Genomic DNA, 24,306 nt, shown 5'->3' on the forward strand with positions numbered 1-24,306 from the left:
CCTCGATGCGATTAGAAGCCGAGCCAGTGACGGACCGGTGCGATGACCTGTGCGCCGATCAGCATTCCGCCAAGACCGACCAGTGCGATCAGCGGCGGCGCCAGCGATCGGACCTTGATCACGCTGTACACGACGCCGACCAGCCCTCCGGCGCCCAGCGAAAGTAGATAAGATTCCATAATGATTTTTCTCTCGACCGGATTAGAATGGCCCACACTGCCCGCCCGTCTGCGCGGTGCGCCGTATCGGCGACAAGATTCGCCGCCACCGGATCTGCTTCGCTCCACTGCCACGTATTCCAGCCATGCAATCACTTCCCGATCTCGAAGCCTGGGCGATCTTCGCGCGCGTCGCGCAGACCGGTTCGTTCGCCAAGGCGGCTGACCTCCTCGGCCTATCGCAACCAACCGTATCGAAAGCAATCACGCGCCTCGAAAAGCGCCTCGGCGCGATGCTGCTGTACCGTACGTCGCGCAAGCTGTCGCTCACGCCGACCGGCGAACTGCTGCGTAACCGCGCGATCCGGCTGCTCGCCGACGCCGAACTAATCGAGAGCGAAGCGTCCGCGCAAGCGCTCGAACCACACGGCCTCGTGCGCGTGAACGCGCCGATGTCGTTCGGCCAGCGCCACCTCGCGCCGCTGTTGCCGGAATGGCTCGAGCGTTATCCGCGCATCGATATCGACCTCATCCTCACCGATCACATCATCGACATCGTGTCCGGCGGCTTCGACGTCGCGATCCGCATTGCCGAGCTGAACGATTCGTCGTTGCGCTCGCGCCAACTCTGCGCGGTGCGTCGCCCGCTCGTCGCATCGCCCGCGTATCTCGACCGATGCGGACGTCCCTCCGATCCGCGCGAACTCGACCGGCACGTATGCCTGACCTACACGAACCTGCCGACGCCCGAGTATTGGCGCTTTCGCCACCCCGCATCGGGCGAGGAAGTCGGCGTGCCCGTGCACGGTCGCATCCGCACCAACAACGCCGACGTGATCGGGCCTGCGCTGCTCGCCGGACATGGCCTCGCGCTGCAGCCGGAGTTCCTGGTGTGGGACGCGCTGCAGAGTGGCGAACTCGAGGAAGTGATGCCGGACTGGAAGATCGCCGACATCAACGTCAACCTCGTCACCCCGCCCGGCATGCTGCGCGCCGCGCGCGTGACCGCCCTGCTCGACTTTCTCGCCGAGCGTCTGTCGCACGCACCGTGGGCGCTGCCGTCGGCCTGAGCGCGGCACCGCATGCAACGCGCAGCTGGGTACTTCGTCGACACGGTCGCCGGCAGTTCATGCAGCGTCGCCCTCGAGCATCGCGCGCCAGCCAGTCGTTCCACGCGTTCAAGAAGAGCCGCCTGTCTCAAAGAGGGGCCTGCCTCGAACGTGAAACCCAAACGGGGCAGATGAGTGTCGCGCCGGATGCCGAGCCGTTTAATCCTCAAACTAGCTATTGAATCCTAAAATTCTCGCTCCGGACACCCAAGAAACGGCATCGATGCCTTTCCAAAAGACGCTCATTTTTCTTCACGCAAACCGGATACTGTTCGCTTAAAGCTTGAGGAACATGCACCGGCGCTGCAGATCACCCTGTTGCCTGGGATGTCGGAGTGCCGTCCGGCGGACAGATCATGCCAGTTGCCCAGAAAATGCATGACCCACACCGCGGCGGTACGGTCAGCGGCGCCAACTCGAAGCTAAATTTGAGGCGCTGCGATTGCACCCGCATCGAACCGTCATGCCGACGCTGTCCCGGATTCCCTCACCGAGTATTCACATATGAATATGAGCAATGTCCACATCGACGCAAGTAGCGGCCTCATCGATTATCGGGTCGACGAAGCGACGGTGCCCGCGAGGGGCGCAGTCGTGCACAGCGAAGGCCAGACGGTGGTGCGGCCAATGCGGTGAGACCGCTCATCATCAAGGGCTGAAGGTCGGAAGTGGGATATCCGCGTAGACACTGGCACACCAAGCTTTTTGATGGAAGGCCCCAATCTTCGAAAACATAGAGTGCGGACTGCCACTCCTGGAATCTCAAAAGAGCCGACATCGACAATTGGATCTCGCTTGCCCGTTTGCACCTACGAGCAAGCTATCAATCGATGACATAAGAACGCTAAATGGAGGCAGCCCGTGTTACTGAAGACTGACCTATATTCACATCACATGCATCCCAAGGAGAATTGCGATGACAACCCGAAGTGAAGAAGGAAAGGAGCGCGAATCCCCACCACCCATGGTATTAGGCTATCTACAGAAAGCGTGGGAATGGCAATGGGCTCTACGCCTTACGTACTTGCTTCTATTTGCCGACCTGGCCTTATTGTTTAGCGGGCGCCACGGGTTGTTGCATTTTTCGATCGGGCGTGATTCCTTGTCGGAAAGTGCCTCGTTTCTGTGCCTTTCCATTACCGCTTTTGGACTCATCGCCTCCATCTGCATTCCGACATTAGCTTACGTCATACGAGGATTTTTTGCCGAAATCTTCCACGCGATTCCAAGCAGGTGGACCGCTGCATTCCACGACGAGCCGTGCTGGAATCGGCCAAAAGGATGCGTCACTCTGCTTGAGCTCAGAACTTCGGCTTTGGAGGAGAAGAGCGATTTTCTGCATCGGCTTTATGAGAAATATGACCATCAACATACCGAAGCTCGCAAGCAACGTAATCAAGCGGGAAATTTGATATTTGGCGTCCTTCTTTTGATGCTCCTGGACGGGATGGGAGGGCTCGATGACTCGACGGATGAGTCAATTGTTGGCGCGTTGATGAATGCATTTCATCCATGGAGCGGCGCGTTCGCATGGACTATCGTAATATTAGGGTTGATGGCACTTAAATGGGCTTGGCGCGAGAACTATCGACATGAATGGATTTACTATCCACCTTTATACCGCTTAATTTCAGCGAGTGAAGAGAGGCGTAAGCGAGACCTGACGGAGTTTCGCAAAAATCTCTATAAGGATGATTCGCCTTGAGCGATATTTCGCTCGTCACCTTGCAGTTTTTCCTGGATTTTTTTGCCGACTTCGTTGGTCAATTTAAAGTGACTTAGACCACCGAAGTCGACACGCTGTTGATCGATGCTTAATCGCAGCTTTCGAAGAAACCGGCCTGTTGTAATTTTTACCGATTTTTGTCAGAAGACGGGGCAAATGAAAGCGCAAGCGCCAAATTCTCCCCCTTTTTGGGAAATGCCCGATAAAAAGCAGTTTTGAAGCTATCCCAACTCTCCGACGCACGCATGAATCCAATCGTTGCGTACATATGTTGCGCCAGGGCAGGATTTCCAATGTCTTCAGTCAACCATTGGAAGTGCTTGGCCTTGCGGCGCCCTTTCTCATCGGCAGGATTTCTTCGCTGCAGTTCCTCGAGCACACCCTCACCCAAGCGATCGTAGATCAAGTCGTTGATATACCTGCCAACCACGCCCGGACGTCGGCTTGTTCCCTTCCATTGCCATTTTTTGAGCCGAAACAGCTCCTGGAAGAATTCGTCAGGAAAGGTCTTCACCCACGCGGCGAGCTCCTTTCTCAGAAATCGATCCAAAAATGCCTGGAGGGCATCGCGAGCACGAATGTTTTGATATCCCGTTGCCTCATCGATCAGGCCAATGATCCCGAGTGTGGCGAATCCGTGCTGCAGCAGCGCGGCACGCTCCGCGAGATTTTTATATCGTTTGTCCAGCACGCCGCGCTGGTCCGCCTTGATCAATGCGGAACAGACATCCGGAAGCATCGAGGCTTCATACCCTTCCGCAGGGTTCCCCCCGTGAGGCGGTATGAAGCGAATCGTAGAATTTGCGCGCGCCGGCAAGTCATTGATTTCAATGCCTTTATTACCCAACCTCTCCATCAGGGCCGAGATTTTACGCACGCCACCTTGGCCACCACCTTTCGACACGCCGAGGGCAGAATACAGGCCACTGAGAGAGAGCACGCGCACCTCTCCAGGAAGCACATAGCATTGGATCTCGATCTCCCCAATGCGGATAGGCCTGTCCGGAGAACCGTGTGTTGCTCGAGGCAGACTATCTCCTCCCCATCTGGCCATTGCCGCCTTTTTGGCGATTGCGCTGCGGCGCTCGCTCGAAAGTGATTCCGCGCGCGCGATGCCGCCTGCCTTGCGTCCAGTTACTCGAGTTGGTTCGTTCACGATGCAAGCATCCGAAAGGTGATGCTTGCATCATATGCGGAGAGCTCAATGAAATGCAAGCATTTTTCCTTATGCTTGCATTCTGGGCACGTGCACTTCACCAAGGGTTACGCGCCGCAACCTTCCCGCCCCATTAACTGCAGTGGCAGACTGGCAGGTGACTGGATAGTCAGCACGGCTGGACGACAGCGGCTGACACAACGTGAAAGTCCCTTGATATTGGCATTAGACCTTCCGAGGCCCGAACGCCTGATTGAACTGCCGCGCCCGCTGGACTTCGTCACCATGCAGGTAAGTTGACGTCGTCGATATCGATGCATGGCGCAAATTGTCACGCACCATGATCAGTTCGGCCCCCCGGGCCAGGGCGTGTGTCGCATGTGTGTGGCGCATCCAATGCGGGCTCGCACGACGGAGCTTCTCGGCAGTCGCAGGTCGCTCGTCCTGGATCACCCCAGCCGCCACTAAGAAGAATCTCCGCAGCACACGCCAGAGCCGCGTGCTTTCGATGCCAGCACCATCTTCAATCAGGTTCGCGACCAATGGCGTGGCCGGGTTCCAGCGAGACGGCGTGACCGGTAGCCCCCGTTGCACGAGCCATTGATCCAGCGCACTCCGTGCCAACGCCGGCAACACGACCTTGCCCGGCTTTCCTCCTTTCCCAATCACGTGCAGCCAGTGATCCCCATACTCATCGCGCTGAATGTCGCCGAGTGTGGCGCCGACAACTTCGCTGGCACGCAAGCCGGTTGCGTAGCCAAAATCCAATAGAAAGCGCAAACGCTGGGCCGCGGGCTTACCCCAACCGTATGTCCATTCCAGCCCATCGGCAACTGTGCGAATCAACAGCCACTCGCCTTCCGTGAAGCCTCGAGAAACATCGAGCCCAGTGCGCGCTGACGCACCTCGAACTTTGACACCCGCAAATGGGTTCGCTTGTACATAGCGTTGCTCGATCAGCCATCGAAACATCGCCGACAGGACCGTCAACGCATGCGCTGCAGACCGTGCCGATAGCGGCCCGCTAAACGGCCGCCATTCGACACTCCGCCGTGGCCTAGAGGGGCCGATCCAACGCTCACGCGGCGCCGGCCGCTGCAAGAAGCTGCGATACGCGATCGCATCGTCGGTTGTGAGCGACGACAACGCCTGGCCGCGTTCGACGATTGCCCACAGGATCAGTCGCTCGGCCTCTTTCCGGTAGGCCCGCTGGGTAGCGGGTGATTCGTGCAGATGCAGCCAGGACTGGATCGCCTCATAGTCGTTCGATGCATTGAGCAAACAAGAAGCCTGTGGGGCACGAAACTGTCCATTTGAGCCATCGACTTCGTGCGGCAAACGAATCTGCTCCCATGGCGCAACACTGTTGGTCGGCACGGCAGCGATCAATACACGCGCGCGCTCCGTCAGCACTGGATGCGCGGCAAAAAACGCCTCGACCCGTCGCGCGCTCGCGACGCCGAGACCATCGATCCCGGACCACCAGCGCCGCCGCCGCGGTATCCGCACGGTCAAGTCCGCCAACGTTCGGATACCGTGGGCCCGAAGGGTTGCCACGATGCGCGGCGGCAGCCACACATCAATCTCATCGGATATGAGCGGCTCAGGCAACGGGAGATACCGTAATACCTCGATGGCTCGCGCAACACCCTCGATCGACACCTTTGACGGACTGCGCACAAACGCCGCGGCGAGATCTTCGCGATGACGAGCATCAGCAAACGCCACGAGTTGCCGGCGAATGCGTCCGAGGACGGTACGCGACGACGCGCCAGTTGCCCGACGTTCGCCCAAGTACCGAGAGACGGCGGTTCGCGCGTCGAGCCCTGCATACCAGCTGCGCAACGCCGCAAGTTCAGCCTCGTCGGGAAAATCGGTGCTGGTTACGCTTGACCGACTGGACTCATGCGTTTTCATGGTCACCACTTTGGTTGCATTTCAGCAATGGACAGATAATAACTCTTATCGGTCCATCTCCATCCAAAACCTTCCATTTTCCATTCACTACAAGCGTCAGATGGTTGCCTTCGCCGGTATCGGCGAGCGCTGTCCGCTAACGATCAAACACTGCAGTCGCTCCCATGCCGACTGATACCGGTGCAGCGGCAAGCTGTTCATCGTGCAGCACCAGCCCCCTTTCAAGCGCAGCCACCTCGTCGTCCATCAGCATCCAGGCTTCACCGCGCTCGACGCGCGTAATGCTGCGGTCCAATACCGCTTCGGCTCGCCGATACACGCCGGGCTGCTTCCCGGCGGTCGTCTCGTTACGCAGAAAATAAGCACGATAGACCATACGCAGCAGGCAGTTCATCTGCTCGAAGTCGCCGACGCCGGCGCGCACCACCGACAGAGCGAGGTGATTTTCGAGTGAAAGCGCCCGGATCTTCTCGGTCGATAGCGGCAACAACTGCGCTTTGGTCGGCGCTGCTCGACCGTTGCAACGCGGTGCCAATTTGCGCCTTGGTCTTTCCCTTCAGAAGCGCGTGCCGACATGGCAGTTGCCGAAGACACCGCCGTTGCGCGCGGCCGCGCCACAGCCAAACAATCCGCAACCGCCAAGCAGCAACGACTCCAGCACGACAGCCACGGGGGTGAATTTCGCACTACCGTCTCTCTTCAGTGTCGAACAGGGTCGGTCTCTATAAGATATAGAACGAGCACGTCGATGAATGCCCCCATCAGGATGAACGCTCCGACCACAGACGCGAGTGCCACGACCGCGAGCACCCCAAATTTCGCCTGCTTCGACGGGGTCTCAATCGACGACCTCAATCTTGGGCCCGCCAGGTGCTTCAGGTCCCGTATGCCGGCCGAGTCATTACGATCTTTTGCCATATTCACCGCCGTTTCGCTCGTCGCGCACGATCGTTCTGCGACGTCGTCGGCCCGTTATCAGACGCCATCGACTCATCGACGATCTCCAGCGCACCATTGCGCTCGACGACCGTTCGCCGCATCGAAAACGGTCGTCCGCCCCCGCATGTCCAATTCCGTGCTCTGCTTGCCACGCCCTTCCCGCTCGACAGCAAAACGGATATGGGACCATTTCGATCGGTTCGATGCCCAGCCGAATCCGTGTTCCAATACGTTGTTGTCGACGGCATGTGAATGAACGCATCGCCGCGGCTGGCAACGACACTGTCTGATGCAAAGTGATCAATTACGCCGCAGCGGTGCCCGCCAATTTGCTTCGCCCCCGCTTTAGCGGGTGATCCTCTACCATGCGGCAGACGAGCTGGTCTTAGGAATAGACCGGTACTGCGCCCTATTGAGCATTCGATCAGATATCCCGGCATGACCAATGCCAAATCGACAACGAGGTGTAATATGTCCATCGCTCGAGAGAATGACATCCAAGACTCGCCATCGTCGAGTTCACAACCACAAAGTATCCCGCCTGCCGTCGTCGAACTGCTGATCGCACAGACCCGCAGGATGGTCGAAGAATCTGGAAATTCGGATGGCTTCGACGTGCAATCTTGGCTCTTCGGCTGGCTTCATTCACCTGTTCCGGCTCTCGGTGGGCGACGCCCCGCAGACTATCTTCACACGCCTGAGGGCGTCGATCTGATTTCGAGACTACTGGCAAGCGCACAATCCGGGGCTTACTGGTAATACAGCACGTCGCAGCACACAATGTGTTGGTCTCCACCGAATCTTGCCCGGTGGGTCAGTTCTGCGTGAACATCAACCGCCCGACCGTTCAGCGTACGACCACGATACCTTCCCGGTTCATCTGCTTCCAGACCTTCGGCACACCATCGACCTGCATGTTGGCCTACCAGACACGCTTGATCTCCGGTTGCAGAATCTCATCTCGTTTAGCGCGGGCGCAGCGTTTGGACGAATCGCGAAGCTGCGCAACATGGCGTCGGTAGCCCGACGGGGCCATCCGCAAGGCCTTGCAGATCGGCGCGCCCCCGAAGGGGTCGCGATGCTGATCAATGAAAGCCTTCAGGCTTTGAAACGGTGGTCGAGTTCCGCTCGGACGAAAAACGCGCTCGCCAGCTCGAGAATCTCGTTGATCCGACGCAATTCTTTGACCTCGCGCCCCAGCACCTGGATACGTTCACGCTCGGCCGTGCGCACGCCATCGCGCGCCCCACGGTCGACCTCGTCGCGTTTGACCCAATCCAGAAGCGTCTGCGGCGTACAGCCGATCATCGGTGCAATCGATTCGACTGCCGCCCACATCGACGGATGTTCGCTACGCTGCTCGCGTACCAGGCGCACTTGCTTGCGTTCAGGACACACTGAGGACCGGTGCCTTAAACCGCTCGGCCACGTTTCCAGGTTGGAGCGGGTGAAGGGAATCGAACCCTCGTCGTAAGCTTGGAAGGCTTCTGCTCTACCATTGAGCTACACCCGCAGTACCGCGCAATTCTATATGATTTGCGATCCGAATAATCGAACCGGGCGCTGGTCAGAATCGTGTTCCGACACTACACCCACCCCAACCGCCTCCGTTGCTCGCCGCACCTCCGCAACCAAACATCCCGCATCCACTCAACAACGACATTGTCGTTGCAAGCAGCAACATAGCGGCAATCCGTCGATAGTTCATTTTCCTCTCGCTGCATGGACAGGCTGGGTCGCGTAGATGATCTTTAACGCCACAAATTGCGCGACCGCGATCAATAGCACCGCCACCATGATTCCCATGATCTTGCGACGATGGCCACGATCGACCTCAGATCGAGGCGCGACAGACGCTTCCGGTCGCACGTAAGTCAACGCCTTCAAGTCGCCGAGCCCCGTGTCGCTCTGCTGAATCGTTCGCATCGAAATCGTCCGTTGTTACTTGCTCTCGTCATCCGTATAGGGAAATTCGTGCCAACGCTGCGCCTTCTTGGTGCTCCCGTTCAGCCGGCCCGGCGGAAACTTCATATTGAGAAATTTCTCGCGACCTCGCATATCAATGGCTGGGTCTCCACTGCTCCGCTTGAGCACCACGTCCTTCACACGGCCCTGATCGTCAAGCAAGACCCGAAAGATCGCCTTTCGAGACGCCGCACTCGTCCCCACCGCCTGATCGAGCAATCGGTCCAACAGTCCCATTCGCCCCTCCGTTCTCTAACTTGGTCACTCGATTCCGCCGCCCGTCATTCCGGCGCCCGCCATATCTCGCCAACCCGGCTACCCGGTAGTGGCGACTGCATAGCAGACTTTGCGAAGTCTGCCATCTTCTCCCACGACTCCTGATAGCGAAACGCGGGCACACTCGCTACGACCTCATCGAAGCGCAACAGCATTGCTTCGACTAAAGGTATGCTTTTTTCATCGAGTTGCCAGTCCTGCCCCGACGCAGCAGCATGAATGGATGTATCGAGCGCCGCCTCCACCTCCAGAAATCCGGGAAGATCGGCGTCGCAGCCGTTGCCTTCGAGCATATAGAACAACATATACAGGATGCGCAACAACGCGCACATCGTATCGTGCGTACCATGTCCGCTGCGCATCGCCGCAAGCGACATGTGGTTTTCGAGCGAGATACTCCGCACCAGCGCGAAAGGTAATGGCAGGAGCATCGCTCTCGTTCGCGGCTTGTGTGTCATGCGTTTTCGCGTCATGCTTTGCCCCCGACAATTTCGATACACTCGTTTCGTACGACGATTCGGCGGCGCATCGATATCAAACGCCCGCAGTGCGTGCATCGGACCGGCCTACCATCGTCATAGAAACGCAAATTTCGAACGCCGCACCAAACGCACGCCGTATCCTTGCCCGGCGGCACGCCTGCTCTGATACGCGCTGCCATCTTCCCCGACGGATCGAGTTGATTACAGCGCTCGCGAAACTCATTGATCAAACGTTTCGTGATACTCGGATCGGTCTGAATCATTTCCGCAAGCTGGATGATCGGCAACGGCAGGCCCAAGTAGCGAATCAATTCGCGTTGCCGTGCAGCGTCCCGATTTCGGGTAAAGGGTGTTCCGGTACGTCGGTTGAACTGTTTGCGGCACAGTGAGCATTGATAACGCGGCAGGTCGCCCCAGACGCCCTTGGTTCGCACCTGCATGCTGCCGCAAGCCGGGCAAGCTGTCGGGCCGTGCATGGGGGCGTGAACTTCGTCAAAGTCGTTCAGCAGTACGTCACTGAGTGGCCGATCCTCTTTCTCCACATCATCGGCGCTAACGTCGCTCGTCGATTGTTCCGCGGTGAACCTGCCACCGAGCAAGATATGCCGGGCGTCATCGGCATCGATAGACAACCATCGCTTGAATTCCTTGACAGAGTGGCAAATAGCCTGAGCTTCCATCCCCAACCGACGAGCCGCTTCTGCATAGCTTAACGGTTGAAAAAGCAACGATATGAACGCGTCGATCTGCTCGACCGACCGATGCGCAAGCGGCGTCAAGCTGACACGGTTGAAATACTGGCCGCAGCCTCTGCATATGTAGGTCGGCAACCGGCCAGTGTATCGATAGGTGTAGCCCTTTTTGTCGATTTCTGTTCCTTTGCAGCGCGGGCACGAAGGCACGGGGTCTGCATTAGGCGACAGCAGTGCGTGCACGTGGTCACGCAGCGCTCGTTCAAATGCGCGGCGGCTCTGTCGTAAGGCTTTTTCGCGGAGTTCACTACTCCCCGACGGTACCGTATATCTGGTTCGCGAACGCGCCTGACTCTGCATCTTCGAACATTCCTAAAACAATGAAGTCTTCCGAAATCCGACCGCGCACGGTCGGACCTCGATCGGATTTCAAACAACCCGTCTTACCTGCACGACAGCACTACGACGCCAGCAACACTCTGTGTATTCGGCAGTGTCGATGAATAGCCAACCGCAATCAGCGGCTGCGTCGCGTCGTGCCCCACTACAACCGACTGAACAGACATCTGCCCAACTGTCGAAGAAACAGCGTTTAGCGTGGCCTTGGAGAACGTCAGCGTGTATTGCGAATTCGCCACGTTGATCGACATGTTCAGGTTGTTGAGGGTGCGTGTGGCGAGGTCGACCGTCGCGGTTGTCGTACCGAGCGTGCCACCGCCGGTTGTGACAGTATCCGCCATCAGTTGCGTGCACGCGAGGGTGCCGCTTGTCGCCGACAGCGACAGGGGCGTGCCGACGGCGTAGTGAACGCCTTGCTGGGCAGTGTAGGTGTTGCCGTCCGTGTCCTCCGCCTGATTCCAGCGGCCAATCGCAACGTCGGTGCCGACGCTCTGAATCTCGGTCACCGCGCCATGATCGAGCCCAAGGCAGTCGGTTGCCGCCGCCGATGATGCGAGCGTCGTGAATGCGCCGCTCGCCTGTTGAACCAGACTGGAAGCGGGCACGTTGGGCGCGGTCATGTTCCGATTCTTCGAGTAGGCAATCGGCAAGTCAGGCACAACGACGACCGCTAGTTGGCCGTTGTTCGCCGCGATCTGAGAAGCGGAACCCGAATAAGTGAAGTTCCCATTCGGTCGACATGCAACCTGAGCGGAAGATGGCTGTGTCGACGGAGCCGGCGGCGATGTAACCGACGTGGTGGTCACCGTCGTTCCGGCCGTCGCGCTGTTCGATGTACTGCTACCCGAATTGATCGTACCTGCGCTATCGCCACCGCACGCGGACAACAGCATCGCAGTACTCATCAGGCTTGCCAACCACACTCGTTTTCCCGGCATCATTCACCTCGTTTTTCCATCGCTGAATAAAAAGGCACAGCAGCCGGAGCCGCTGCGCAAAAAGCGTCTGGCCTAGGAGGACTGCCAGACACCCACTCACTCAAAACCGTGCGGTCAGTTGAAACCCGAGCGTGACGCGCGCGGTGGTGAAGCCCGAAGGTTTGTAGACCGGCGTCCCCGCGAACAGGTCATAGCCGTATGCGCCGAAGCGCGTGCCGATGCCACCCTTGACGCCAATCACTGCACCGACCAATTGCGTACCGGCGAGATACGCGGTGTTCGGTCCAAACACATGGCCGTAGTCCAGCCCTACATAGACGGCCTGCCCGGTGTTGCCGACAGGGGCCTGCAACTCGTTGCGCCAGTAAAAGCCCTTTTCGCCCGCAAGCAATTGTTCTCCATCGAAGCCGCGCACCGTGTAGCGACTGCCGATGGTCAGGTCATCGATGAAGAACAGCGTATCGTTTGTGTACTGGCCGTGAAACGTCGTGACGTAAAGGAAATTCTGCTTGCCGAGTGCGAACGGCACCGACAGGTTCGCGTCGAGGACGGCCATTTTGTAGCGGTAGGTGGCACCATCCGGGTAGGGATCTGCTGTCGCACCTAACCAGCCAATTCCCTGTCGGTAAGCCAGCACGCCGTCGAACTGCGCTGCACCGAAGTAGTGGCGATTCGTCAGACCCGCCTCAACGAACGTGTTGTTGCGGCGTTGCGTAGGAATATCGATTCCTTCAATGAAGCTTTCGCCCCAGCGCTTCGAAAGCTGAAACTCGACACCCGAGATATCGCTTTGATTCCGGAACAGCACGCGTTGCAGTTTCAGGCCGGTTGTCTGCGCGTTGCCACTTGACACGAACACTTGCCCCCCGGTCGCGGCGATAGGCTGATAGTACGTGTTCGAATTGCCGAACAACGTCGCAGTCCAGTAGCCCCACGGCACCGAATATGACCCGTTGAAGCCATGCGAGCCAAAGCGCTTGTCGCCAAGCTCCAAGTCCTGCGTCACGCCGAGCGCGAGAATGTCGTTCAGACCGAGCGGGTTGTCGAGGCCGACGCTCAGACTACCTTGTAGTTTGCCGGTCGCACGCGTGCCGGAATTGTCGATCGACGCAACGACAGTCCACGGCTTCGCGCGTTTCACGGTAATCACCACGTCGCTTTCGCCCGGCGTCGCAGTCGGCTCGATTTTCATGTCCACGTCCTGACTCGACACGCGCCGCATTTGCTCCAGTCCTTGTTCGAGGTCGCGCAGATTTAGCAGGTCACCATCGCGGGCCGGGAAAGCCGTTTTCCATGTGCCCCAAACCTTCGGATCGGTAAACGCGATATGTCGGATCGTGCCGGGAATCAACGTCAGCTTCAGCGTGCCCGAGGACAAATCCTGCTCAGGCACCAGCACACGCGTCGTAATTGCTCCCCGGCTCAAAATCGTCTGCTGCAAGCCCTTCACCATCAGGTCCAGCCCGAGTTTGCCAACGCAGGCACCCCGATAGTGTTCGAGCCATTCGCGCGCGTATGCGAATGGGTCCATCGGCAGCGCAGACGCGCCTTTGGATTGCGCTGCTTCCGACAGGGTTTTCGGCATGTCCAGCGCGAATGCGTCGATCTGAAAGCACGGCTGCTCAACCGGCAGTTCCGGCCAACCTCCCGGTGCGGGTGCCGTTGAACGTACTGCCGGCGAAGCGATAGTGGCCGCACGCTGTTGCTCCGTGCGCTGCTGCTCAATCCGCTGTTGCTGTTCGGCATTCGCGCGGGCGGCGGCATCGTTGACAGGTGCCGCCGTCTGCTGCGCAAAGACAGAAACGGAAGCGGCCGACAGTAGAACAGCGGATGTGCGGATTCTCATTCGTATGCGTGCGTCGAATTTGTTTTTAAGGCTTGGGAGCAAGGTGGCCCGGAATCCATATCCATTCCGTACCGCTCCATTTCCAGAAGCCCATCACCCACGTCATGGTCGACCATGAGGGGAGGACGGGCGACATCTCTGGTTTGGGAGGTGGGCGCGGTGGCGCGTCGGGCGGCGCTGTCTCACATGCCGCAAACGACACCACCACTGAGAGCGATACTATCGACAGTCTTGCTTTCCATATCGCCATCATTTGCGTCGTCACGGGATAAATTTCAGAATCTTTAGATCGTGCTTGAACAATTCGACCTCATCGGTTGGCAACTCTTTCAATAGATTGCCCAGCCCTTCTGTCGAAATCTGCTCAGAAATAATTTTTCGCATCCAATTTTCAAATCTCGGATGCCATCCACCAGACAAAATCAACTGAATTACACGCAACATCAAAATTTCAATGGGGCGCTCATAAATATCTTCACATTCAAGCTCAATATATCCCAACACTTCGCGATGCGAAAATTTACCAGAAATACCTCGATCTCGACAAAAAATATAATAAAGGGACAAAATCTCGGCCTTCATGACTTCATATGTGACACGTTGCCCTTCCGAATCCATAACACTCTCTTTACTTGATCGATCTCAAAACACCATCAGAATTCCAAAATGCCACAAGACAACCACGCCACATAGACGCGACCTCAACCGTGGGGCTTCGCCATTTCAGCTGGTGTAAAACTCTATTCTTCAGCTCTTTGGTTGCTCGGCGACCATCACTCACTTTCGCTTCTTATCCGCTTGCGCAGCCTCATTAATATCTCGCTCTAACTCTGGAGAGATTAGCTCGTCCATGGACAACTCTACGAGCTCGACACGGCCAATTGTAGGAAGCAGCGCTGAAAGTCGGGTGAACACATCTAATTCAATCAGACCCCACTCCAGTAAGCCGGTAAGATAGCCGTGCCAGACTAGCGCAACAGCATCAGTTGCCCCACGCCTGGCTATCTGGCGTTCTATCCTCTCGCGCAATTCAAGTTCGGTCGGATAACCTGTAATCATGGCTGTCATTGGGGTAACCTCGGAACGTACACCGTTCCCTGTGAAGTAATAACGGTTATGCTTTGAATTTTAGAGCCAGATTTTGTATCGGCAGAAAATGCCCTATTTATTCCACGCTGCGCAATATCCACAGTCATACCGGCTTGATCTCTAGCATCAATAATAATATCTCCCGACTGCCCCCGCGCGGACATCGCCGTACTTGAAAGCGCACTAGACAACCCATCTGATGTCTGCTTCGCTACGTCGGTCATGGTCTTGAGTTCGTACTTTTTCCCATCGATGAGGAAATCGCCAGACCGACCAACATTGCTCGACGGAATCACTTCGACTGTTCGGCCGCCGCTCACCATCTCGTTGATGAAACTCCTTTCGGCGCTGGTGAGGTTCTCCGTCGAACCGATCAGCTTGCCAGCGGCAGCAGCCCCAGCGCCTGCTACAGCCGCCCCCGTGCCGGCGGGCATCGCTCCGCCAGCAGCCAAGTCACCTACAGCGATCGCCGCCTGATTTCCGCAGAGTATCGGATTCGCAGCACAAGCCTTGATCGCTGCACCAATTGCCGCCGCAGCATCCGGAAACAAGGCCACGCCGCCCGTTACCAATGCGGCTACCGCTGCGGCAGAGGAAGTCAGCGTACTGTACTTTTCTTGCTGGGCCTTGTCACGATTGGCCGAACTCGCGACCGCTTGCGCAGACGGCACGTTCATGCCTACGCCATTCGGATAATAGTTCGCGTACATCGCCACGTTGGCCTTTTGATCCGGGGTCGCATAGAACATATATCCGGGGCCACTGCTCCCGTCGGCAGGAAGCAACCCGTGCGCTTGATTCAGAAATGCGTTTGCGTTCTGATCCCATGCGCCCGGCGAGCCATTCTGCACTTGGCGATTGGCCTGTGCCGTCAAGTCGCTAATCGCCTGCTCAACCGATATGCCCTGTTGCTTCGCATACCGGGCTGCGTTGTCGCTAATCCATTGCCGCTCGGTCGGATGCAGTTGTCGGTTGTACAGCTCGTTGTTCGCCGCCGCGCCTGCACCCGCGAGCGTGCCTGACGAACCGCCACCGGCCAACGCGCCACCCGCTGCGCCGCCGGCCGTCGCAACAATCTCGTTCAGCGCCTTGCGTGCAGCCGACTGCGCGTCCAGCGGCAACTGGCTAACGGCCTGATCGATAATCGGCTGCGCCAGCGACTGCAACGCATCGCCCGCGAGCGAACCCGCCACCGCGCCGGCAATGTTCCCGCCCGACAACGCCGCGCCGATCGCAGCCACCGCCGCGTGCAGCGCATCGCGTCCCGCGCCGCCTTCACCGAACAGCGCCTTCATCTGCGGACTGCTGTTTTCGAGTTGAGTCGCAGCCTCCGCGACCGCGAATGTCGCCGCCTTGCCGAATGCCTGAGCAAACGCCAGATCGTTCTGCGTTTGTTGCAAGTTGAACGTGTTCTTGACGGTCTGGTTTGCGTTCGCGGTATCGCGCGACAGGCCCGCCGTGCTGTCGGTGCCGTTCTGCTGGTCGGACTTCACGGTAATCGTCGCCGGGCTCACGGCTGCCTTTGTCACGCCGTTCGCACTGTCACCCGTCTGCGCGAAACTCGGGCCGCTCGAAGTCGAGAACCCTTCCGACGAAGCGGAGTACGACATCGAATTCTGGATGTCCTTGAATCCGAGGCTGCCCGTCGTCAGCGTATTGCTTTCTGCGGGGGCGGCGCTCGCGATCTGCGCTCCATTGAGCTGCGTGTGATTCGCGACGTTCACATCGAACCCGCCTTTGCCGGCGACGATACCGGTCTGCTGGTTCACCGACGCGTAGTTCGCATCGATGCCGGTATGCCCGATCGACACGTCGGCACCGCCGCCGTAGCCGAACGTAAAGCTGCCGCTCGCGCCCGCGCTATGCTGGTTGCTCGCGTAGTTCGACGTATCCTGAACGCTCGTCATCGTGAGATTGCCGCCCACGTCGGCCTTCACCTTGTCGCCTGATACCTGCGCTCCGGTCAGCGTTGTGTCGCCGCCCGATTTGATCGTCAACGTGTCGCCCGCTGCGATGGTCGTGTTGGTCTGCGTTACGGCGCTGCCGTTGCCTTGCCCGTGCGAGTTCGTACCGTTCGCAAAAATGCTGATCCCGGTCTGCTTGCCGACGCCGATCCCGACGCCCGCGTTCCATCCCGACGAACTGTTCGAACTCGTGTCCTGCTCTGTGCTCTGCGCGCTTTGCAGCGTGATCGCGTTGTTCGCGTCGAGTAACACGTTCTTGCCCAGCACGTTCGCGCCGGTCATCGTGATATCGCCGGTTCCGGGTTGTGCGTTGCCGTTCGCATCAGGCGTGCCTGTCGCGGTCACATGCACATTGCCGTTGCCGATGAGCGAAGCGTTCTTCGCCTGCATAATGGAAGTCGTCTCGTTGCTGCTGCTGTGGCTCGATCCGATACTGAGCTGAACCTGAACACCGTTCGCGGCTTCACTGACGTTGCCATTCGACAGGGCAGTCGCAGCATTCTTCAATCCATCACGACTCTGATAAGCCTGTTCGGCTGCCGCCACGCCTTGTACGGCCGCGAGGCGCGAATCGCCGGATTGCGCGCCCTGACGCACCGTGCTCGCCATCGATTGACCAAGGCCCACGACGCCACCGTTCACGCCGACGCTCAGCCCCGATTGACTGAAGTGCTGCGACTGCGCATCGTTGTACGTGTCATAGGCGGAGTTCACGACAACGTTTTGCCCGGTCACGTCGAGGTTTTGACCGGCAACCACGGTACTGCCGGTAATGGTCGCATCCTTACCTGCGTTGATCGACACGTTACCTGACGATGCGCCGACGACGCTTGCGTTGTTCGTCACCTGCTTTGTCTGATCCGTATTGCCCATCGAGCGGCTACCGAAGGTCACGGACAATCCACCATTGGTCAGCAGGCCGCTTTCCTTCTTGTCGTAATACGACGACGACTGCACCGTGTCCTGCGACGTGGTGATATTCACGTTACGCGTCGCATCGAGGCTCACAAGATCCGTGCCGACAATGTTGCTGCCCGTCACGTTGATATCCCGGCCGCTTGCGACCTTCACACCGTCCGCTGAAATCGTGCTGCCCTGGCTATAGGTTGCGGTCTGGTCAGTGCCGCTTGCGACCTTCACACCGCTCACCACGTTGCTATGACTATGCGTTTCATGCGAGTCGAACGTATGGGTTTCGGTCGCCGCACCGACATTCACATCCCCCTTTGCCAGCAGGTTTGCATTGCCTTTATCGAGGCTGATCGAACTGCCAATGACATTGATATCCTTGCCCGACGCAATCGTAAGCGTATCCCCGCTATGCACGGTCGTACCAAGCAGGGACTCGTCCGATACGTGATGTTCTTCCGCGTAACTGCCGTGGTGATCGCTGCCGGAACTGTTGCCTTGAATGGTCGACGTTGCACTTGCTGCGCCGAGCGTCACGTCGCCCTTGACACCGATCGTGCCACCCCCTCCCAGGTCGAATTTTGCGCCCTGTGCGGTCAAGTCACCGCCCACACCGATGGCCGACTCGCCGCCGACCTTGACCGAACTACCGGTGACGGTGTTGATATTCGTGTCCGAAATCCCGTTCGCGAGTGCGGCGACCTTGTGTTCGCCGGTCTGCACCGTGCCGAGGTCCCAATTGCCCCCGACGTTCATCCCGAGATTGCCGCCGACATTCAGGTTGCCCGCGTGCTGCTCGACGTTGCCGCCGGTCGCGATGACGGCATCGCCCACCACATTGAGTTGCGCGATCGGCCCGAGCGTCGTATTGACGCGCGTAGCACCGCCTGCGGCGACCTGATTTGTCGTGTTGGTTGCTGTATTCAGCAGCAGGTCGCCACCCGTATTCAGGATCAGACTGCCGGCTTTCACGTTGGCCGACGTGAAATCAATGTTGCCGGTCGTGTTCAGGTTCATCAGGCCGCCGCTCGACAGTGCACCGAACGCACTATCAATCGACTTACCGTCGATCGACAACGAATTGCTGGCCGTCACAGTCCCACTGTTCGTGAACGTCTGCGCATTCTTCAAGTCGATGTCGGTTGCGGCAATCAGCGGACCGTTCCAGTTCTGCTGGCTCGCTTTCGCCAGATAGACCACCGGCACGAGCACCGATTGACCATCGACGACACGCGTTTCCATCATGACAACGTTGCTCGTCAGGCTGGCGACCTCTTCGGCGGTCAAGCTCGCGCCAAGCGCCAGATTCAGCGACTTCGACAGTGCAGCGCCCGAGGCCATCATCGCCTCATACATCGACTGGATATCGGTGTAGGGTCCGAGTACCGCCTTGCCGGTCAACGACGTAATCTGATTGCGCACAAGCTGCTGTTCATAGAACCCGTCGCCCAAGCGCTTTTCCACTGTCTGCGGATTCAGCCCGAGCGCTTGCAGGTAGTAATCGCTCGACATGAATGTGCGCTGATTCGTGAAAGCGGGGTTCGTCTCAATCAGGTACGTTGCGCCCGGCGCGACGTTAGGTTTGAAAAGACCGCCTTGCGGAATCGTCAGGTTGTTCAGCACGTTCAGCGCCGTGGCGCTTGCGATGACCGGATTGACGCCAGTCGGCGCCCCACCCGTGATGGATGCCGACACGCCTGACACGGACTGTCCCGGCACAAGTCCCAACGACGGAATCGAGGCATTCGCTGCCGTGTTATTCACGCTCACGCCGGAGCCGGACAGCGTGCCATTCGTGACCAATGTCGATTGGTAGTCGGGAAGCTTGTACTCCCTCACATCGGCCGGGGCCGGGGAGTAGCCGCCGGGATTACCGGTCACGAACGGCGCATTGCCAAACGGCAACTGCCAGTTGTATTCCGAATTGTCGTAATTGTTGTAGTGATACTGACCCGAGTACGTCACGGTGACACCCGGCGCTTGCTGGCCGTTCGATGCCCAGCTATCGCCGTCATAGTTCGCGGGGATCTGGATGCCGTTGACGGCGGCGATATTGCTCCAGTAATTCTTCAGCGTCCCGGACGACGAGGCATCGATCTTGCCACCCGAGACGATTTGTCCGGCCGGGCTGATGTCCTTGATCGTGTTCGCTGACGCCACGCCCGTATAAGTCGTGTAGTAGTACGCGCTGTTCCACTGGCCGCCGTAAGGCGGATCGATGTACATGCCACCCGGCTGTTTAATCAACGCGTCCCTTTCTTCGGGTGTGATGTTGTCGGCCCGGATGCCATAACTCGTCTGGCCGGTACAGTTCCCCGCGAAATAGGCCGCGCAACCCGACAGGCTGATACCCTGCGCCGCAAGCACCGCCGGATCGACGTTGTTCGTATAACCCGTGGTCGTCATGATCCGACGCGTGTTCGTGATCAGGTCAGCGTGCAACGCCATATCGCCACCCGATTGAAGCAAGGCCGATTGGTTCAGGATCGATTGCGCGTTCGTGTAATTGCCGCTCGCATCCTTGCTGCCGGCCAACACAACCGTGCCGAGTCCGAAAATCGCCGCCTGCGGCGACGTGTCGGTCGCGGTCGTGTCGTCCCGGTTCTGGATGACCGGTGCGAGCAATTCGAGCGAGCCGGCGCTATCCGACGCGCCAATCAGCGCCGTAGGGCCAACGTTCACGATGCTGTTGTTCGCCACCAGCGATGCGCTGCCGCCGACCATCACGCCGGAATTGACCAGCGTGTTCGAGTGGGTCGACAACCGGTTGCCGGCCGCGATCGTGCCGGAATTGAGCACGTCGCCTGCGTTGATGCTCAGGTTGTAGACCGCTTGCAGGTAGCCCGAATTGTTGAACGTACCAGGCAACGAAAACGTCATCTGGTTGCCAGCGTTGAAACTGTAGTCCGGGGTTGCGCTGAAATCGCCTTGCAGCGCGAATGAGGCGTCGCGTGCCGCACTGTACGTGCCGCCACCCAGCAGGGTCGGCGCGTTCACTGTCAAATCTTGCGCCGAGCCAACTTGGCCGCTTGTATTCGTGACCGTGCCCGTCGTGGCGATGTCGACATCGCCGCTCGTACTGCCGATCTTCGATCCGCTGTTGTCCAGCGTGTCGCTACGCACCTGAACGTTCGCGCCGCTAATCTGCGCGTGGTTCGTGTTGTCGATCGCCGACGCGTCGATCGACACGTCGCCATTACCAGTCACCCTGCCGTTCGCGTTCAGGAACTGGCTACCACCTTGCACCGTCGTCGCACCCGTGCCGAGATTCGCGAGCGTGCCTCCTGCGTTCTGAATCGATGCCGCCTGAATCGCGAGCGTGCTCGTATCGGTCGGGGCAGTCGTGCCCGACACCACTTGACCACCTTGGTTGAGGAACGCGCCGCCGCTTATCAGCGACATGCCCGCTTGCGAACGAATCAGGCCATTCTGGTTCGCCAGGTCGCCGACGACCTTCGCACCGATCCCATGACGCGCGGCGAACGTACCCTGCGTATTGTTCCATGAGCCTGCCGACACGACAGCCTGTCCGTTACTCACGACACTGCCGCCGACATTGCTGAACGTACCCGTGCCGTTGCCCGGCACGATAGTCAGCGTGCCCGTTCCGGCGTGCGTGATGGTGCCGCCATCGTTAATCAGGGTCGACGGGGCAAGCGTCAGGTCGGTACTGTTGGACTGGATCGTGCCTTTCTGCGAGTTGTCGAGCGTGCCGGTGATATTGACCGCCATCGCGCCCGTGCCGGTTTGCGTGACGACACCGGCATGGTTTTGCAGATTCGTTCCGTTCAGTCCGACCTGTGCGCCCTGTATGTTGCCTGCATCGTTGTTGATCGTCGTGGCGTTCACATTGACCGTTTGCCCCGTGACCGCGCCATTGGCGTTCACAAACTGCGAGCCGGCGTTCACGGTCGTGGTTTGCGCGGATGCCATCGTGCCGTTGCTGTCGTCCACGCTTTGGCCGGAAACCGTCAGATTCGTCGCAGCGGTCATCGCGCCATGATTCACGACGTTGCCGCCCTGTACGACGGTCGCGCCGTTGCTCCCCATCACGCCACCCCGAGCACCGGTGGCGGTGGTGCCCGCGGCGTTCAGAATCTGGCCCGTCGTCGTCACCGACAGCCCATCCGTGCCGAGCGCGACCACGCGCCCCGCATCGTTCTGTAACGACGCCCCGGATACCGACATGCCGGCTGCGCTCTGCATCGAACCCTGCGTGTTCACGATCGCGCCGCCGCGTATTGCTGCCGTGCTTTGCGACACCAGCGATCCTGACTGATTCAATAATTGCCCGGAGGCAAGAACAACCAGTGGCCCTGTCGACGATACCTGTCCGGCTTGGTTCGAAACAGTCGAGCCGGCCAGCGTCACGCCGCTGCCACCAGACATAGCGGCGTGGTCGTTGATGACGGCGCCGGACGCCTGCGCGTTGATCGCGCCTTGTGCGCTCGTCGTCGCGCTCGTGAGGTTCACATCGCCCGCGCTCGCGCTCATCGACAGACCGCCGTTTGCGGCCGTCTTACTGCCGGCGAGGTTCACGCCGCTGCCTGCGAATGTCGCATTGCCGCCCGCGATGTTTTGACCGGTCGCGCCCAACTGGCCCTTGGTCATCACAGTCAGGTCGCCGCTCTGACCAACCGACCCGTCACTGTTCACGCCCGCGCCGAGCGTCCCCGTTGACGTGACCGAGCCTGCGTTCACGCTGGTATTTTGCTGCGCGGCCAGCGTACCGGTATTCGTCACGTCCGCACTGGTATTCACCGAAACGGATTGTTGCGCGTAGGTCGTGCCGCTGTTCGTCACGCCGTTCGCGGAGGTCATCGCGATATTGCCGCTCGCTTCGGTTCGCCCTGGCAGCACGAGCCGGCCGTTCGACTGCAAGGTGAGGTCGCCCGCCTGCGCGGCAACGACACCGGCATTGGATACGCCGACACCAACGCCGTACTCATTGGACGCCAACACGATCTTCCCGGCGTACATACCGCCCAACTGGCTCACGTCGATCCCGATGGCAGGCACCGCACCAGTACCCGCAATCGGGGTCGCGGCGAGCGTGCCATAATCAATGTGATTCGGCCCGGCGATCACGTTTAACGAATTACCGTAGGTGGCTGCGTTGATTTGCACGGCTCTCGCCAACAAATCCACCTGATCCAGATTCGATGCATTGAACCCCGCACCCTGAACGGTTATATTGCCTTGCGAAACGTTGATGCCGGTAACGTTGCCGTTTGCGTCGATGACCGGGACGCCGGTTGTTAATGTCGCACGTGACGTATTCAGAAATCCGCCACCACTCAAAATCAAGCCTGACGGGTTAGCCAAGATTACGCTGGCTTTACTTCCCGCCACCTCAACGTAACCTTGGAGTAACGACGGATTACTGCTATTGACCTGATTGACAATCAGGCGCGCTGACTGGCCGGGAAGAAAATTTGGATTGCCGTTAATTACACCCGCCTGTTGCGTGTTCACAATAACAGGTGAGTTATTCAAAATCGCGCCGGACTTCGAAACATCGAATTGATTGTAGGTATTCAGCGAAACGCCGCTATTTCCCGTGGGCCTATTGATATTAACTTGCGGCAATCCGTTCGGCGCTTGAATCACCGAGGGCGCGTGCGCGCCGCCGCCGACAATTTGCGCACTCACCCACATGGGCGTCGCGCCGACCGCAACCAGTACCGCAAATGCGGCGTGACGCAGCGCAAATTGCGCGAGACCATTCGACACATGACCCACGGCAGGGCTTTCGCCTCTGCCGGCCTTGCCCGACGCGCTGGCGGTTTCTTCAACAGCGATCAACATGCCGCGCATGCGGCTGAATACGAGGCGATACTGATTTTTGTTCATCGTTCTGGTCTACTCACGGTTCAAGCAACAGACTACCCCCAATGGTCGATGATCGTGGAAAAGCCCATTTTTCGCTGTTAAAGACTGTCAGGTGTCGCGGCCTCCTTAGGTGCCCGCGGGGGAAGCCAACACGCGTCACCACATGAGAAAAATCACGACAAATTCAAGATCGAATACAGGTCACCCCATCAAACGCAAAAGTAAAAACTTGACAATTCAATATTTTATTTAACAGTCAATTCCGAACCTGAAATCCTGATGCGTGGACCGCGAGACAGCAGACGCTGCGGAGCAACGTCACCGCGTCCGATGCGAACGAATCGTTGATTTATCGGGGATGCATGCATACTAACATCGTCGTCGACGCGCCATCTGCACAAGAGCAATCGGAACCGCGTCACTTTTTTGCAAGTCCAAAGGACCATCAAGATCATTGAAGTATCCAACATTTAAAATGTGATTATTTGATGTTTATATACGCTGCTAACCCACCGATCATTCACTAGCGAAAGCAGACGCCCATGAGATGCAGCATGTCTCCAGTTTTCAACACGACTTTCGCCGGACGCCCTGCTCGCCGCCGGAATGCAGAATTTTTGAGCCACAAACCGTGCTGGGGCAGGTTGAACAGTCTCATGAAGCGATGTCGCCGGATCTGCGGGTTTCCTTCGGCCGATCGCCCGGCCGGAAGCGGAAAACCAGAGACTCGCGGCAGAGAGCAGCGCCCTACTTGAGCAGTTTGCACGTTGGAGCCTATAACGCCCGGACCCGCAACCTGACCCAAGAATTTCTGAACAATCCCCCTCCCAGCGTAGATCGCGTGCAGAGTGAGCCGTATTGGCCCAGGAAGCCATCGGCGACCAGCAAGAGACACGATAAGACGGCCCG

The 24,306-nt window shown here is 58.5% G+C and carries 17 protein-coding genes, 1 tRNA gene, 2 pseudogenes and 1 other annotated feature; of the genes and pseudogenes, 4 read left to right on the plus strand and 16 right to left on the minus strand.

The genetic code is table 11. The features are described 5' to 3' along the window. Positions 1 to 11: 11 nt before the first annotated feature. Positions 12 to 179, minus strand: a complete 168-nt coding sequence (locus HWX36_RS02650; RefSeq protein ID WP_175950726.1) for a DUF1427 family protein — start codon at positions 177 to 179, stop codon at positions 12 to 14. Positions 180 to 304: 125 nt separating this feature from the next. Between HWX36_RS02650 and HWX36_RS02655 the strand changes: the two genes are divergently transcribed. Together HWX36_RS02655 and HWX36_RS02660 are read left to right on the plus strand one after the other, a co-directional pair. Next, complete coding sequence (locus tag HWX36_RS02655; protein ID WP_175950727.1) at positions 305 to 1,228, plus strand: LysR family transcriptional regulator; 924 nt, start codon at positions 305 to 307, stop codon at positions 1,226 to 1,228. Between the two features lie 955 nt (positions 1,229 to 2,183). Beyond that, a complete protein-coding gene (locus HWX36_RS02660) occupies positions 2,184 to 2,972 on the plus strand; it encodes a hypothetical protein (protein ID WP_175950728.1) in 789 nt (262 codons plus the stop codon). Positions 2,973 to 3,120: 148 nt separating this feature from the next. On the opposite strand, the gene HWX36_RS02665 is transcribed toward HWX36_RS02660, so the two are convergent. The 3 genes and pseudogenes from HWX36_RS02665 to HWX36_RS02675 all read right to left on the minus strand — a co-directional run bounded on the left by HWX36_RS02665 (position 3,121) and on the right by HWX36_RS02675 (position 6,601). Beyond that, positions 3,121 to 4,149: a P63C domain-containing protein gene (locus HWX36_RS02665; protein WP_175950729.1), complete on the minus strand. Its 1,029-nt coding sequence runs from the start codon at positions 4,147 to 4,149 to the stop codon at positions 3,121 to 3,123. A 225-nt stretch (positions 4,150 to 4,374) separates the two neighbouring features. Continuing rightward, entirely contained in the window at positions 4,375 to 6,066 is a 1,692-nt protein-coding gene (locus HWX36_RS02670; RefSeq protein WP_175950730.1) for a site-specific integrase, read from the minus strand. A 96-nt stretch (positions 6,067 to 6,162) separates the two neighbouring features. Continuing rightward, positions 6,163 to 6,601, minus strand: a pseudogene (locus HWX36_RS02675) (hypothetical protein). 983 nt (positions 6,602 to 7,584) lie between these two features. Between HWX36_RS02675 and HWX36_RS36955 the strand changes: the two are divergent. Next, on the plus strand, positions 7,585 to 7,764 hold the full coding sequence (locus tag HWX36_RS36955) for an MbcA/ParS/Xre antitoxin family protein (RefSeq protein ID WP_244136313.1): 180 nt from the start codon (positions 7,585 to 7,587) through the stop codon (positions 7,762 to 7,764). 91 nt (positions 7,765 to 7,855) lie between these two features. On the opposite strand, the pseudogene HWX36_RS02685 reads toward HWX36_RS36955, so the two are convergent. The 7 genes and pseudogenes from HWX36_RS02685 to HWX36_RS36960 all read right to left on the minus strand — a co-directional run. Then, positions 7,856 to 8,403: pseudogene (locus tag HWX36_RS02685) on the minus strand (IS3 family transposase); the annotation flags it as partial. After that, positions 8,033 to 8,149, minus strand: a sequence feature (AL1L pseudoknot). (Overlaps the previous pseudogene by 117 nt.) A gap of 41 nt (positions 8,404 to 8,444) precedes the next feature. Continuing rightward, positions 8,445 to 8,518 (minus strand) — tRNA-Gly (locus HWX36_RS02690). Between the two features lie 191 nt (positions 8,519 to 8,709). Further along, positions 8,710 to 8,931, minus strand: coding sequence for a hypothetical protein (locus tag HWX36_RS02695; protein WP_175950732.1), 222 nt, complete (start codon positions 8,929 to 8,931; stop codon positions 8,710 to 8,712). A gap of 15 nt (positions 8,932 to 8,946) precedes the next feature. After that, positions 8,947 to 9,207: an energy transducer TonB gene (locus HWX36_RS02700; protein WP_175950733.1), complete on the minus strand. Its 261-nt coding sequence runs from the start codon at positions 9,205 to 9,207 to the stop codon at positions 8,947 to 8,949. A gap of 44 nt (positions 9,208 to 9,251) precedes the next feature. After that, the gene (locus HWX36_RS02705) at positions 9,252 to 9,704 is read right to left on the minus strand and encodes a hypothetical protein (RefSeq protein ID WP_244136296.1); all 453 of its coding nucleotides are present in this window, start codon (positions 9,702 to 9,704) and stop codon (positions 9,252 to 9,254) included. A gap of 11 nt (positions 9,705 to 9,715) precedes the next feature. Beyond that, on the minus strand, positions 9,716 to 10,663 hold the full coding sequence (locus HWX36_RS02710; protein WP_244136297.1) for a DUF746 domain-containing protein: 948 nt from the start codon (positions 10,661 to 10,663) through the stop codon (positions 9,716 to 9,718). Between the two features lie 200 nt (positions 10,664 to 10,863). Then, positions 10,864 to 11,439: a hypothetical protein gene (locus HWX36_RS36960; RefSeq protein ID WP_244136298.1), complete on the minus strand. Its 576-nt coding sequence runs from the start codon at positions 11,437 to 11,439 to the stop codon at positions 10,864 to 10,866. A 175-nt stretch (positions 11,440 to 11,614) separates the two neighbouring features. On the opposite strand from HWX36_RS36960, the gene HWX36_RS36965 reads away from it, so the two are divergent. Next, positions 11,615 to 11,833 (plus strand): hypothetical protein, encoded by a 219-nt coding sequence (locus tag HWX36_RS36965; protein WP_244136299.1) that lies wholly within the window; start codon positions 11,615 to 11,617, stop codon positions 11,831 to 11,833. A gap of 24 nt (positions 11,834 to 11,857) precedes the next feature. On the opposite strand, the gene HWX36_RS02720 is transcribed toward HWX36_RS36965, so the two are convergent. From HWX36_RS02720 to HWX36_RS02740, 5 genes are all read right to left on the minus strand, one after another. Then, a complete protein-coding gene (locus tag HWX36_RS02720) occupies positions 11,858 to 13,603 on the minus strand; it encodes a ShlB/FhaC/HecB family hemolysin secretion/activation protein (protein ID WP_175950734.1) in 1,746 nt (581 codons plus the stop codon). Positions 13,604 to 13,628: 25 nt separating this feature from the next. After that, complete coding sequence (bcpO, locus tag HWX36_RS02725) at positions 13,629 to 13,856, minus strand: CDI system lipoprotein BcpO (RefSeq protein WP_347879203.1); 228 nt, start codon at positions 13,854 to 13,856, stop codon at positions 13,629 to 13,631. A gap of 8 nt (positions 13,857 to 13,864) precedes the next feature. Further along, on the minus strand, positions 13,865 to 14,221 hold the full coding sequence (locus HWX36_RS02730; protein WP_244136300.1) for a hypothetical protein: 357 nt from the start codon (positions 14,219 to 14,221) through the stop codon (positions 13,865 to 13,867). Between the two features lie 159 nt (positions 14,222 to 14,380). Beyond that, entirely contained in the window at positions 14,381 to 14,671 is a 291-nt protein-coding gene (locus HWX36_RS02735) for a hypothetical protein (protein WP_244136301.1), read from the minus strand. Further along, entirely contained in the window at positions 14,668 to 23,418 is an 8,751-nt protein-coding gene (locus HWX36_RS02740; protein ID WP_175950735.1) for a hemagglutinin repeat-containing protein, read from the minus strand. The genes HWX36_RS02735 and HWX36_RS02740 overlap by 4 nt, the downstream gene beginning before the upstream one ends. Between the last annotated feature and the right edge of the window lie 888 nt (positions 23,419 to 24,306).

Source organism: Burkholderia sp. BCC0405 (assembly GCF_902833075.1).
In the GTDB taxonomy this organism is placed as follows: Bacteria; Pseudomonadota; Gammaproteobacteria; order Burkholderiales; family Burkholderiaceae; genus Burkholderia.